This is a genomic window from Shewanella sp. UCD-KL21 (assembly GCF_001957135.1).
In the GTDB taxonomy this organism is placed as follows: Bacteria; Pseudomonadota; Gammaproteobacteria; order Enterobacterales; family Shewanellaceae; genus Shewanella.
In genome coordinates, this window is the sequence record NZ_MPHK01000034.1 from 1 (window position 1) to 13,921 (window position 13,921).

11 protein-coding genes are annotated in these 13,921 nt (G+C 44.5%); all 11 read right to left on the bottom strand.

The window, feature by feature from the left end; genetic code table 11:
• The coding region (locus BM739_RS19225; RefSeq protein WP_139326929.1) for a cadherin-like domain-containing protein at nucleotides 1–1,971 on the bottom strand (1,971 nt) is incomplete at its 3' end.
• 846 nt (nucleotides 1,972–2,817) lie between these two features.
• Nucleotides 2,818–3,588, bottom strand: coding sequence for an ABC transporter permease (locus tag BM739_RS19230; protein WP_076543235.1), 771 nt, complete (start codon nucleotides 3,586–3,588; stop codon nucleotides 2,818–2,820).
• Nucleotides 3,588–4,523: an ABC transporter ATP-binding protein gene (locus tag BM739_RS19235; protein WP_076543236.1), complete on the bottom strand. Its 936-nt coding sequence runs from the start codon at nucleotides 4,521–4,523 to the stop codon at nucleotides 3,588–3,590. The genes BM739_RS19230 and BM739_RS19235 overlap by 1 nt, the downstream gene beginning before the upstream one ends.
• Before the next feature lie 161 nt (nucleotides 4,524–4,684).
• Nucleotides 4,685–5,215 carry a hypoxanthine phosphoribosyltransferase gene (gene hpt / locus BM739_RS19240; protein ID WP_076543237.1) on the bottom strand — a complete coding sequence of 177 codons (531 nt, stop codon included), beginning with the start codon at nucleotides 5,213–5,215 and terminating at the stop codon, nucleotides 4,685–4,687.
• Between the two features lie 7 nt (nucleotides 5,216–5,222).
• Nucleotides 5,223–5,894: a flavin prenyltransferase UbiX gene (locus BM739_RS19245; protein WP_076543238.1), complete on the bottom strand. Its 672-nt coding sequence runs from the start codon at nucleotides 5,892–5,894 to the stop codon at nucleotides 5,223–5,225.
• An 83-nt stretch (nucleotides 5,895–5,977) separates the two neighbouring features.
• Complete coding sequence (mpl, locus tag BM739_RS19250) at nucleotides 5,978–7,366, bottom strand: UDP-N-acetylmuramate:L-alanyl-gamma-D-glutamyl-meso-diaminopimelate ligase (RefSeq protein WP_076543239.1); 1,389 nt, start codon at nucleotides 7,364–7,366, stop codon at nucleotides 5,978–5,980.
• 164 nt (nucleotides 7,367–7,530) lie between these two features.
• Nucleotides 7,531–8,364, bottom strand: coding sequence for an ion transporter (locus tag BM739_RS19255; RefSeq protein ID WP_076543240.1), 834 nt, complete (start codon nucleotides 8,362–8,364; stop codon nucleotides 7,531–7,533).
• Between the two features lie 128 nt (nucleotides 8,365–8,492).
• The gene (locus tag BM739_RS19260; protein WP_076543241.1) at nucleotides 8,493–8,876 is read right to left on the bottom strand and encodes a VOC family protein; all 384 of its coding nucleotides are present in this window, start codon (nucleotides 8,874–8,876) and stop codon (nucleotides 8,493–8,495) included.
• Between the two features lie 160 nt (nucleotides 8,877–9,036).
• Nucleotides 9,037–11,115 (bottom strand): PhoX family phosphatase, encoded by a 2,079-nt coding sequence (locus BM739_RS19265; RefSeq protein WP_076543242.1) that lies wholly within the window; start codon nucleotides 11,113–11,115, stop codon nucleotides 9,037–9,039.
• Nucleotides 11,116–11,331: 216 nt separating this feature from the next.
• Complete coding sequence (locus tag BM739_RS19270; RefSeq protein ID WP_076543243.1) at nucleotides 11,332–12,561, bottom strand: DEAD/DEAH box helicase; 1,230 nt, start codon at nucleotides 12,559–12,561, stop codon at nucleotides 11,332–11,334.
• A 311-nt stretch (nucleotides 12,562–12,872) separates the two neighbouring features.
• Nucleotides 12,873–13,880 carry a DUF4382 domain-containing protein gene (locus BM739_RS19275; protein WP_076543244.1) on the bottom strand — a complete coding sequence of 336 codons (1,008 nt, stop codon included), beginning with the start codon at nucleotides 13,878–13,880 and terminating at the stop codon, nucleotides 12,873–12,875.
• Nucleotides 13,881–13,921 lie beyond the last annotated feature (41 nt).

A 13,921-nucleotide genomic window follows, 5' to 3' on the forward strand; every position in this document is an offset into this window, starting at 1 on the left:
GGTGCCTGAGTAAGACACTGAGTCTAGGCTGACAGTGCCATCCACATCACTGCTGTTTGCAAGTAACTGCTCAGCGCTAATGGTGATTTGGCCGTCTTCGTTGACTGTGTATGAGGTTGAACCAGCGACTGGCGCATCGTTGACATCAGCAACCGCGATATCAATGTTAGCAGGCGTGACTACTGTGCCATCGCTGACACCAAATTCAAGCGCTACATCGCCATTGAAGTTTTCGTTTGGCGCGAAGCTATGGGTGCCGTCACCGTTGTCGGTGAGTACCCCGTCGGTGCCGGTGTAAGTGACTGAATCAATTGATAGGTCATCACCATCGATATCGGTAGCGCCAGCCAGTAGCTGCTCATCGGTAATGATGATAACGCCGTCTTCATTCATCTCGAATGCGACATCAGGTGCGACTGCGGCATCGTTGATTGGGTTAACGGTTAAATCAACACCTGTTGCTACTGTGGTAGTGCCATCAGAGACATCAAAGCTTAAGTCTAAATCGCCATTAAAGTCCGCATCTGGGGTAATCGTAAAGCTGCCATCTGGGTTAGCAACCACGCTAGCATTATCGCCTACTGATAGGTTTTCAGCGCTTAGGTTGTCGCCGTCGATGTCAGATGCATTGGCCAGCAATTGCTCTTGGCTTAGGGTAATTGAGCCATCTTCGTCAACCGAGTAAGCGACATTACCATCAACTACTGGGGTATCGTTTACCGCCAGTGTAGTGATGCCCGCAGTAGTTTCTGCAGTGGCGCCATCATCGTCGATAACCACCACATCAAGGCTAATTTCACCGTTGAAGTTCTCGTTTGGTGAGAAAGTTACAGAGCCATCTTCATTGGTAATTAATACACCGTCGGTGCCTGAGTAAGACACTGAGTCTAGGCTGACAGTGCCATCCACATCACTGCTGTTTGCAAGTAACTGCTCAGCGCTAATGGTGATTTGGCCGTCTTCGTTGACTGTGTATGAGGTTGAACCAGCGACTGGCGCATCGTTGACATCAGCAACCGCGATATCAATGTTAGCAGGCGTGACTACTGTGCCATCGCTGACACCAAATTCAAGCGCTACATCGCCATTGAAGTTTTCGTTTGGCGCGAAGCTATGGGTGCCGTCACCGTTGTCGGTGAGTACCCCGTCGGTGCCGGTATAAGTGACTGAATCAATTGATAGGTCATCGCCATCGATATCGCTGGCGCCTGCAAGCAGTTGCTCATCGGTAATGATGATGACGCCGTCTTCATCCATTGAGAAAGCTTGGTCTTCTACTTCGGCAGCATCATTTACCGCGGTCACATCGACATTAAAACTCATCGAGTCAGTAGTCGTATCTGTGGTAGGTAGATCATCAGCGTCTATCTGACCATCAGCATTATTATCACTTGAAACATTTACCTCAAAAGTCTCACTGTTGGTAGCAGTGCTTGCATCTGTTGATGAGGCGCCATCAGATATTTCAGTTTCACTATTTGCACTTGATGGTGTTGCTGCAGATGCTGTTGCTGACGAAGATGGTGCACCTGAACTAGTTGAACTATCTTCAGCCCCCCCGATACTTTGGGCGCCTGAAGATACAGCCTCTTCAGGGGCTGCATTAGCTGCTCCTTCGGCCCCAGAGCTACTAGCGGCTTCCGTATCAGCATCTGAAGTTGAGCTTTCAACAGCGGATGATTGAGAATCTGTTGAACTAGGGGCTGCAGAAGAAGCCTCGGCATTGGCGGCCTCTGCATCATCTGTTTGAGAGTCATCTGTTGATGATTCTGAGCCGCCTGAAGGAGCCAGACTTTCTTCTGCCGTTTGTATGTCTACCGATGATGTCGCAGTCGCAACAGTATTGGTGACTGTTGATTGATTATTCTCAGCCTTAGATGATGAAACCGTCGAGTCTTCTGTGTTTACTTGTTCAACAGCATCATTAAGAGCATCATTTTCAGGATTATTAGACTGGTTATCATTTGACATAGAATGACCTATTTATAAAATAATTGATTGAATTTAAAAGCACGGAATTCCCAAGAGATCAGAGGAGATCTCTTGTTCATTTAATAAATTTTTTGAATCATTTTCGGAAGGCCAATCAAACCCTAGTTTTTATTCACACCTATGTTAAAACTCAACATAACTATGCCTTTAGATTTAAACTAGCCTGTATAATTAACGTTAGTCTAGAGTTTTGAGTTTGTGTACAAAAAACACACTTTGTTGATCTGGATCAATAAAATAATATACCGAAATTGACAAACAGGCAGAGGAAGAGTATTGGAGAGTTTGCCGAAATAGCGGCTAAATAAATAACGTTACTAGATTAAATGAAGATTAAATGAAGCTATAAGCAGATTTAATATCAACTCAAATTAAAAATAATATCCAAGAATAATATGGAAAGGCTAAGCCTCATTATTAGCATTTTTAAAACTATTCATATGACGAATTATCAATACTGATATTTAGCGCTGCAACAATAGATAGCTCAAAGCTGAGTTTAACTATTACGCTTCAGTCACGCCGATAATAGTCTGCTAATGCCAAAAAATAATGACTCAATAGTAAAACCTGAAGTGAATAAGGGAAGTTTAAGAGAGAAACCGAAAAGATTAAAACGGCAATTGATCAGCTGATAATCCCCCATTAACAGCTAAGGATTACGTTTTTCCTCAGTAATTATCCTTGCAGCATAGTTATGTCACGATTTAAATAAAGCGACAGCCAAATAACAAAAAAGGACTCATTCGAGTCCTTTTCAACAATCTTGCTCAGCTACATTTAACCAAGGAAGTTTAACCAAGCTAGCTTAACCGCTAACTAAACCTAACTGCGTAAGCCAATACCGCGTGAGATAAGGTAGTAAGCCACAAACCATAGCGAGGCACAAAAGCCCACCATGATGGCGATTGATAACGGAATACTGATGTCAGCAAAGCCTAAAAAGCCGTAGCGGAACACGTTTATCATATATACCACGGGGTTTAGCGCTGACACGCCTTGCCAAAAATCCGGTAATAATGACAGTGAATAAAACACCCCACCCAGATAAGTCAGTGGCGTTAAAATGAAGGTTGGGATAATGCTGATGTCATCAAAGCTTTTAGCAAATACCGCGTTAATTAACCCGCCTAATGCAAATAGCACCGAGGTTAAAAACACCGTCATAATCACTAAGCCAACATGATGTAGGCTGAGGTTAACAAAGAACATTGCCACCAAGGTCACAATCAAGCCGACACTTAATCCACGGGCAACACCGCCGCCCACGTAACCGGCAATCATCACATAATGCGGCACGGGTGCCACCATTAACTCTTCAATACTGCCGTGCATTTTGGCACTAAAAAAGGACGAGGCCACATTAGAATAGGAGTTGGTGATCACCGACATCATGATTAAGCCTGGCGCGATAAACTCCATGTATGATACGCCGCCCATCTCACCAATGCGGTTGCCAATTAAGTTACCAAAAATCAAAAAGTACAAGGTCATGGTAATGGCTGGCGGCACTAAGGTTTGCACCCAAATACGGGTAAAACGATTGGTTTCTTTAATTAAAATACTTTTAAAGGCAATCCAATAAAGCTTGTTCATTATTTTGAGTCCTTAGTTTTTTTAACTAACTCGACAAATAGCTCTTCAAGGCGATTCGCTTTGTTGCGCATTGATAGCACTTCGATATCTGCATTGCTTAACTGGTTAAACAAGTCATTCAAATTATTGGCTTTAGCCACATCCACTTCCAGTGTGTGACCATCAACTAAGCGACAACTCATGTTATTTAATACAGGGGCAGTGGTAATATTATCGCTTAAATCTAAAATGAAGGTTTCCACATCCAGCTTACTGAGTAGGCTTTTCATGCTGGTGCATTCAACCAATAAGCCTTTATCGATAATGCCGATATTGCGGCACAGCATTTCCGCTTCTTCAAGGTAATGGGTGGTCAAAATAATGGTCACGCCCTGACTATTAATTTGCTTTAAGAACTCCCACATCGAGCGGCGAAGTTCGATATCAACCCCTGCTGTTGGTTCATCAAGGATCAGCAGTTTCGGCTCATGCATTAACGCGCGAGCAATCATTAAACGGCGTTTCATACCGCCTGATAATGCTCTGGCTTGGCTGTCACGTTTTTCCCATAAATCCAACTGGCTTAAATACTTTTCAGCACGCTGTAATGCAACAGCGCGGGTCACGCCATAGTAACCGGCTTGGTTAACCACAATTTGCAATACGGTTTCGAACTGATTGAAGTTAAATTCTTGCGGCACTAAACCAATGCACATTTTGGCGCGTTCTAAGCTTTTGTCGATATCATAATCGAACACTTTAACGCTGCCTGAAGACTTTTGCACTAATGAGCTAATCACGCCAATAGTCGTCGATTTACCTGCACCATTGGGGCCTAATAGCGCAAAAAAATCGCCCTGTTCTACGGTTAAGCTAATGCCTTTTACCGCATGCACGCCGCTCTTATAGGTTTTTTGCAGGTTTTCGATCACCAACGCTTTGGTGGGGTTGCTCATTGTGATACCTCTGATTTATGAATTGCGAATGACGCGCTGTTAATTACACTGTCCTAATTACATGATCTTAATGACCTAATGTAAATGATTAACACGCAAATTTTCTGACGCCCATAACAAAACTCCCGCCTATAGCGGGAGTTTATACACCAACAGTCACATTAATCTAATGGCACAACTTTGGCGATATAAGGCAGGTTACGATACTGCTCAGCATAATCGATACCATAGCCGACAATAAACTCATCAGGAATGGTAAAACCAATAAAGTCGACAGGTACATTGACTTCACGACGCTCAGGCTTATCGAGTAATGTACATAATGCTAGGCTTTTAGGCTCGCGCAGTAATAACATCTCACGTACTTTATTCAGGGTGTTACCTGAATCAATTAAATCTTCAACAATCAATACGTCACGTCCGGCGATCTCAGATGATACATCTTTAAGGATCTTCACATCGCGCGAGCTTGTCATTGCATTGCCATAACTTGAAACTGACATGAAGTCGATTTCAACATGGCCTTTAATACGGCGACATAAGTCAGCCATAAAAACCACAGACCCTTTCAATAAGCCGACCATTAACAAACGTTCGCTGTCTGCGTAATGGGTATTAATCCTTTCAGCTAATATATCCAGTTTTTCGCTGATTTCTTCTGCAGAAATCATCACTTCTGTTGTGTGTTTCATATTACTCTCAATTGTCGATTTTTTCGGACTTGTCGTTGGCATATCCCCAACGATTTGTCAGCCCGTGCTCTATGCCCAAATGATCTAGAATTCGGGAAACCATGAAGTTTACCAGATCTTCTATCGATTTGGGATAATGATAAAAGCCTGGTGCCGCTGGCATAATGATCGCACCATTGCGAGTAAGGCTTAACATATGCTCTAAGTGTATGGCACTAAAAGGAGTTTCCCGAGGAACAAGGATTAATTGACCACGCTCTTTTATTACTACATCTGCGGCTCTTTCTAGTAAATTATTACTCATTCCGCTGGCAATCGCCGCTAACGTGCCAGTTGAGCAGGGGCAAACCACCATTTGCTTTGGCGCAGCGCTACCTGATGCCGGCGGCGAAAACCACTCATCTTTACCCAAAACCACCAGCTCACCGGCAGCATTTTCATCCATCTTAAAATGGGCTAATAACTGCTGACAGGCTTTTTCGGAATTGGCGCTCAGTTGCAAACCTTCTTCAGTGGCAAGCACCACTCTGGCAGCACTTGAGATCATCAAAAACACTTGGTAATCGGCGGCCAATAAGCACTGTAATAACTTTAGACCATAAGGCGCACCAGAAGCGCCAGTCCACGCGAGACTGATGGCCTTTTCTTTTTTTGCGTATGGGTGGATCGAATTACTCATATGTTCTCTTTTAATCAAGCTTTAGCGCTTATACGGCCAAAACCGACTTATTGATGACTATTAATCTAATCTAACCTAATGGGTTATTTTAGTGCATTTATCAATTGTTGATGGATGCCATTAAAACCGCCATTACTCATAATCACCACGGTATCGCCACTTTGCGCCTGCGCAGCGACTTGAGTAACGATAGCGTCAATATCCGTAAACACAGCAACAGGAATGCTGGCGCTAGCCATATTGGCTTGTAAATCCCAGCCGACATTGCCTGCTTGATACAAGAATGCGCAATCTGCTAATGCCATAGATGCAGCTAAAGTGTCTTTATGTACGCCGCTTTTCATGGTGTTTGAACGCGGCTCGAGCACCACAATTAACTTACCGCTAGCAGCATCGCCCTCGCCCACTTTGGCGCGCAGGCCTTGCAAGGTGGTTTCAATGGCCGTTGGGTGATGGGCAAAGTCATCATAAACTGCAATACCATTAACGGTATCTAATAGCTCTAAGCGACGTTTTGGCGGTGCAAATTGGCTCAAGGCTTCAATGGCATGATTGGGCGCTACGCCAACATGCCTTGCAGCAGCGATGGCCATGATGGCATTTTCAATATTGTGCTGACCGATTAAACCCCAATTTAATATGCCTTGGGACGCGCCATTAAACATCACTTCAAACTCATGTCCGTCTGCGGCGATGGTTTTACCAAACCAGCCTGTGGCGCTATGCTCAGTGGCATAAAAATGCTCTTGCTCGCTCCAACAGCCTAATTCAATCACTTGTTTTACCGCCTCTACTTCAGCAGGCCAAATAACTTTACCTTCACCGGGAACGGTGCGGATAACATGGTTAAATTGACGCTGAATAGCGGCCAGATCGGCAAAGATATCGGCATGATCAAACTCAAGGTTATTGATCACTAAAGTGCGCGGGCGGTAATGCACAAACTTTGAGCGTTTATCAAAAAAGGCGCTGTCATATTCATCGGCTTCAACTACAAAAAACGGTGAGTTACCTAAACGGGCTGACACGCCAAAGTTTTGCGGTACGCCACCAATTAAAAAGCCCGGCTCGTAGCCGCAATACTCTAATACCCACGCCAACATACTTGAGGTTGAGGTTTTACCATGGGTGCCTGATACCGCCAGTACCCAGCGTTCTGGCAAGATATACTCTGATAAAAATTGCGGCCCTGACGTGTATTTAATACCACGGTTTAATACTGCTTCAACACAAGGATTGCCGCGACTCATGGCATTACCAATGACCACTAAATCTGGCTGGTTATCACCTTCTTTACCCAGCTGAGCAGGGTCGAAGCCTTGAATAAGCTCAATACCTTGCTGTTCTAGTTGGGTGCTCATAGGTGGATACACATTGGCATCACTACCGGTGACTTTGTGTCCCATACCGCGGGCTAATAATGCTAAACCGCCCATAAAAGTGCCACAAATTCCAAGAATATGTACGTGCATGCCGTTGCTCTACTTAAAAAATAATCAGGGGGCTATTCTAATGCAAATAGGCGGTTAATGTCAGTTATCACTGCTAACAAAACAGGCAAGCATAAATGCTTGCCTGTTTTAAAGGGTTATCCATACGCTTGGCTTAGATTACAGCTCAAACTTTGGTTTAAGCTTTAAGCCTTGGTTTTAGCTTGCAACAGCGCGGTTAACTTATCTATTTTGTCGTGCAACTGCTGAATATCTTCTGTGGTTGCTGCTGTTTTTGGCTCAACAAAAGAATCATCGTTGGCTTCTTTCTCTTCACGCATGATTTTGGTTTCTTCGCCCATCACATCTAGCACTGCACCCACCATCATGTTTAAAAACACAAAAGTCGTTAAGAAAATAAACGTTAAGTAATACAGCCAACTCAGTGGGTAAATTTCCATGGTTTCGTACATGATCGAGGTCCATGACTCGAACGTAGAAATACGGAACAAGGTCAGCATCGCAATGGACACATCGCCCCATAAAAAGTCATTTACATGGGCAAAAAACATGCTGCCTATCGCGCCATAAATATAGAAGATAACAAACATTAATAACGCAATATAACCCATGCGCGGAATGGCTTTGAGCAGCGCATTAATCAGCATTCTCAGCTCGGGCACCATAGACACCAGTCGTAGCACTCTGAAAATACGTAATAGTCGCGCCAGTAATATGGTTGAGCCACCCAATGGGACTAAACTGCCAATCACAATAATGGTGTCGAAGATATTCCAGCCCTTGGAGAAGAAGGACTTAATACCATCACTGGCCATGTAGCGAATAATCAGTTCAAACAAAAAGAACGCTGTAATGGCAATATCCAACACATATAAGCTGTTTTCAAGCCAAGTAGGCAAATGATAGGTGTGAGCACCAATAGACAATGCCGACACAATAATCACGAAAATAACAAAGCCTTGAAAGGTTTTACTTTGATCTACTTTTTTTAGTACTGAGAGCATACCTGTTGTTTGCATAATGAGTGGTTTTCTCCAAATGAGGCGCATTTTTGAGGACAGCAGAGCCTACTGAACCATGCTTAAATTAGAATTAAAAGCTTCAGCTATCGCTAATATTACAGTGAATAAAATACTTAGCTTGGCAACTAGCCTTGATAAATCTCTAGGGGTAAATCATCAGGATCGCTAAAAAAGGTGAACTTTTTACCGGTATATTCATCCACACGAATGGGATCGAGCTCGACGCCTTGAACAGTGAGGTAAGCAACGGCTTGTTCAATACTGTCGACCTTAAAGGCTAAATGTCGCAGTCCTTGTGCCTCTGGGTAACTGGGGCGCTTGGGGGAGTTGGGAATCGAAAATAGCTCAATCTGACTACCATCAGCAAGCTGTAAATCGAGCTTATAAGATTGGCGATCTTCACGGTAGTTTTCTGCCAACACCTTAAAGCCTAAGATCTCGCTATAGAAGTGCTTTGAGCGAGGATAATCTTCACAAATAATCGCCACATGATGAATGCCTTTAAACATAGCCCGTCCTTTGCGTTAGTGATATTAACAATAAAACCCTGATAGAAAGTCTATCAGGGTTTTAGTGTGTCAGTTATCTGTTTTGCAACGCTGGCGCGCATTCACATGGCATATTTAAACAGTAAATTAAGCCAGAATATCCGCTAACATACTGCTACAACTATATGCCGACTTCTCCGCCATCATCTTTGCGAATAACCACCGTCGCTGCCCGTGGACGTATTGTCATGCCCGCAGGCGTTGGCTGGGCAGCATTCGCTGAATATGGCCAGTTACTTGGATGCTGGATATTGGCAAATACCGTGCTGTAGTCTTGCGTGATAGCAAAGCCGGTGACTTCACAGCCATTTGGCCCGACAAAGAAACGCTTTAATTGGTTTTGAGTGTCAGCCGATACCACTTGCTGCTTGTTGTCAGCATCCAGCATGCTTGATGGCACAATCGCCAGCATTTGGTCGTTGGTGTAGTCTTCAACTTCGTCGGCGCCATTATCGGTTTGTACCCACATAATCCCGCGCTTATCAAAGGCTAGCCCATCAGGACTGGCGAACTGATTTAAATCATTTAAGCCTGAACGGTTTGTGTCTTCATCGGCAGCCGTTGGCGCGCCAAAGACAAAGATATCCCAGCTAAACTCAGTGGCTGCAGCGCCTTCATCCCAGCGAATAATATGACCAAAGCTGTTATTTAAACGAGGGTTAGCGGCATTGGTTTCTTCGGTGCGTTTGGTGTTATTGGTTAAAGTTAAATAGACACTGCCAGTAAAGGGATCGACAGCGGCCCACTCAGGGCGATCCATTGGTGTTGCGCCCACTAAATCTGCCGCACCAGCGGTGTTTAAAATAATGGCGGCAACCGAGTCAAAGCTATCAGCCAATGTTTTACCGTCAGTTGTTGTGCTATTTAAGGTTAATGGTAGCCATTCACCTACACCGTCTTCACTGAATTTAGCCACATACAAGGTGCCTGCATTCATGTATTTATCACCCATGGCGATACGGTTTGAACTATTGGCATCGGCTTCATCCCAAACCGCGTCCGAGACAAATTTATATAAATACTCAAAACGTGAGTCATGGCCTGAGTAAAAAGTAATTGGCTTACCCACTTCTAACTTGCCAAAGGTACAACCTTCATGACGAAAACGCCCTAGCGCAGTCCGCTTTATAGCACGAGAGTTAGGGTTATATGGGTCGATTTCAACAATATACCCGTGACCATTGGCTTCATTACGATAATCGTTTGCTGCACTTGCGCCTGTTGGGGTGATATCAAAGCGGGCGAATTCATCTAAACGCTCTTCGTCACTGCCCGCTAAGTGATTCCAGCCATAACGGGTATCAGTGGTTGAGATACCAATACGGCTTTGATCTGCTGTCAGCGTGCCATGACTGACAAAATACCCCGGCCAGTTTTCTTCACAGGTTAAGTAAGTGCCCCATGGGGTATAACCGTTACCACAGTTATTTAAGGTGCCACGGGCTTGGCTACCATCTGGCGAGTAACGGGTTTCTAAATACGATGAGTAAGCTAACGGCCCTGCGATATCCATCACGCTTGCACCTGTAAAGCGGCGGTTATGGGCGTCGTTCTCAACCACTTGCCAGATATTATCTTTAAGCTGGATACGCACCACTGAAATGCCGTGGGCGTTGATTTCTTTACAAACTTCATCAATCACAGTGCGTTTGCCATTGGCATCTGCTGTTGGCCCCATTGGATGCAGGGCATTTTGGTCAATGTATTCATGGTTAATACATAATAAACCATCGTCTGCGGCTTCATTTAGCGGGAAAAAGTGCATACCGTCATGGTGCATGCCCACAGCGTTTTCTTGATCTGTCGCGGTATTTGAGCCATCGTCTTGCCACGCATTGGCTTTACTGTTTAACGGTGTGCCCCAAGGCGCTAACACATAAGCTGAATATCCTGCAGGAATGGCAACCGCATCGGTTTTTGAGCCTGCAATAGAGTCAAACCCTAGTACCGCAGAGCTTTTAGTTGGTGGTGTTGTGGTTGGTGGTGTTGTGGTTGGTGGTGTCGTTGGTGGCGCAGTGCCTGCTGGGTCATTGTTTGAACCACAGGCCGCTAACCCCGCGCCAGCAAAAGCTGTCATTGCGCTGAGGCCAATACTGCGTTTGACAAATTCACGGCGAGATAAATGATTTTCCATCACCTTGGCAAATGGCACATTGTTGCTCTGATTATATTTAGTTGGGTCGAATGTTGCCTTGCTCATAGCTATTCCTTAAGTATGTTCACAAATGTATCGACAAAATATATTTGCAGTTAAGATAAGCTGAGTTTGTGACAGATTGGCGCAATCTAGATGACAGCAATATGGTATTTATATGTCAAATTGATTAACCCATGCCGCACTGTGATATGGGTTTAAATACCAATCAATAGTTTGGCCGCCTTAATAGTTTGACCATGGCCGCAATGTTAAGCTGGGCTATTTACGCTTTGACTGCGCCAACGCTTTTTGGCGGGCCTGTTGTTTTAGCGAGCCCTTTTTCGTTTTACGGGTCACGGGGGCCACTTGGGTTAGATCGGGCTCAAAACCCTGCAGCCATTGCTGTGGTAAACGTCTATCTAAAAAGGCTTCTAGCTTTATTAATTGCGGCTCGTCATCAACACTTAACAAAGTAATAGCTTGGCCTGCTTTACCTGCGCGACCGGTTCGGCCAATGCGGTGAATGTAGTCTTCATTTTGAAAAGGCAGTTCAATATTCACCACATAGTTAAGCTCGTTGATATCTAGGCCCCTTGCGGCAACATCGGTGGCCACCAGCGCTTTGATTTCACCCGACTTAAATTGGGCTAACACACTTTCACGCACCGCCTGTGACAGGTCGGCATGAAACGCCGCGGCATTGACGCCAGCTTGTTTCATCTGCGCCGCTACTTTATCCGCCCCTTGCTTAGTGCGACTAAAGAGTAAGGCCTGTTGCCAGTTTTCTTTGTTAATCAAGTGACACAATGCAGGCATTTTTTTATTGGCATCAAGGTTATACACCCGCTCGACAATTTTAGCTGCTGTGCTATTACGCTCACTGGTTTCAATCACTTGCGGGGAGCGTAATAAGCGCTTACTAAACTTAAAGATGCGCTCATCTAAGGTGGCTGAAAATAGTAAAGTTTGGCGCTCTTTGGGCAGGCGTTTTAATACTTCAATAATCTCATCTCTAAAGCCCATGTCTAACATGCGGTCGGCTTCATCAAACACAAGGTGGTTAAGATTGGCTAATGACATGACTCGGCTGCGCAGGTGATCAAGTAATCTGCCCGGAGTAGCAACAATAATATCTGCGCCCGCTTTTATGGCATCAGCCTGAGCTTTAATACTGACGCCGCCATACACAATCACTGACTTAATACCGCTGTCGCCAGCATACTTTTCAACGCTTTGGTGCACTTGCTGCGCCAGCTCACGAGTTGGCACTAGGATTAATGCTTTGCAGTTATCACCAAGTGGCTGCACTTTATCAGCCAATAGCATCTGTAATATTGGCAGCACAAACGCCGCCGTTTTACCGGTTCCTGTTTGCGCCCCCGCTAATACATCTTTGCCCGCTAACACCGCAGGAATAGCTTGCTGCTGAATAGCCGTTGGCTGCTCATAGCCCAACTGACTAAGACGATTAACTAAAACTGGCATTAAGGATAACGAAGAAAACGACATAACAACTCCTAATAACTAAGCTGCAAAGTTTATCACGCGCATCACTGAAAGCCATCGTTGAAAGCCGTCATTGAAAATCGAATTGAAAAGCAGAATTAATGCTCATGAGCGACCCGCCAGCGGCATGCTTTATCAATAAGCCATAAACCGGATACCACTTACAGTTAGCATACTAAGCAAAGTCATAGGCAAAATATTAACCCCATAAAAATGCCGACTATCTTGTCAATACTCACTGCGAAATTCACAGTCAGGATAACAAACAATGGTCGGCATACTTTTAACGGCAAAACTCAACTACAAAATCAGATTTAAAAATCTCGTTCTGTGGTTTCACCATTAATCACCACCACATCTTGCTCATCGGCATGAAGGAAAAAAGCCGGATCATCTTCTGGGGTATTTGGCAGTTCTGGATCATCATTTTGCGCAACGCAGGTATAACCTAAGCTGTAGTTATTGGCGACCACAAAACCAAACTCGTAGTCATAACTGACAACATCATCGTTTGCATCCAAAACCGGATTAACTCTGGCTGCTGCAATAGGCGCCACCATGATGAACTGACTTTCGCTATCTCGAAAATCATCCATGTTTTCAAGGGCTGTCGCTTCAGGGTATAAATACACTGCCGAGCTAAACTCAGAGCCACCAGCGGCCATTTCACATTGCTCCATCACCTCAGTAGAAACACTACCAGCAATGGCGCCAACCTCTGCGCTATTAACTAGCTGCACTGAGGTTGGTTTTAAGGTCCAGTAATCTTTATTACCCTTAGGGCCCTGTAAACCTTGTTGTAAATTAAACTCAGCCACAAAGCTATTGTTACCCGCAGCGATGGTGAATGCTTTATTAAAGAATAAACGTCCAGTATTGTCATCATCTGCACCAACGCCGCCACAACTGCCATTGCTGTTAGTGGTTAAACCGGCAATAGCGTCGTCCATCGTCTGTACGTAAGAGCTTTCTTCATTGGCCTGCTCACTGTTTTCCATGTAAATACACATTTGGTATTCACCAACAGTCACCTCTTGGCCGCTCACTAAGGTTTCAACCTCTGAGCCTTGAAATTCTAATAAATCGACTTGCTTTAATTCGCCGTCTTCTGACACGTCAAATGAGATACTGCCAGCGTCATTTTTTAACACCACTTGCTTAAACGCTATGGTGACTTTTTTTGCATCAGCAGGGTTATCTGACACCCCTAAATTAAAGGTTCCGGTTTCAATGACCGGCGTAGAGCTATCACTATCACTTCCGCCACAGGCCGTTAATAATCCAGCCGTTGCCACAAGCAATGCTATTTTTGAAAGTTTCATCGGTTATCCACCTTTATCATTACAACCTAAGGCTGAAGTGT